The 254-nt window shown below is 63.8% G+C and carries 1 pseudogene; it reads right to left on the bottom strand.

Annotated features, from left to right (window positions below):
* Nucleotides 1–37: 37 nt before the first annotated feature.
* A pseudogene (locus tag SB764_RS42555) lies at nucleotides 38–254 on the bottom strand (hypothetical protein); the annotation flags it as partial.

Below are 254 nucleotides of genomic sequence, written 5' to 3'. Positions count from 1 at the left end.
AGTGGATCTACTGAACTTCGGGGGGGTTCGTCTTGGACTACAGGATGGCGGCGGTGCCAAGAGCCCCGGCCGGCTGAGGGTCAAGTGCCTTACCGAGTTCGGCCGACTCCGCCTGTCGCGTCGCCAGGCGCGGGCCGGACATCAGCTTTGCGCGGGCCGCGTCGATGAACCCCTGGAACAGGCCGAATTCTTCTGCAAGCTCCTCGGGGTGCCATTGCACCCCGACAGTAAAGGTATTGGCCGGGTATTCGATG

Origin of the sequence: Paraburkholderia sp. SIMBA_027 (genome assembly GCF_046535315.1) — a bacterium.
GTDB classification, from domain to species: domain Bacteria; phylum Pseudomonadota; class Gammaproteobacteria; order Burkholderiales; family Burkholderiaceae; genus Paraburkholderia; species Paraburkholderia tropica.
This window is presented reverse-complemented; position numbering and strand designations above follow the sequence as displayed.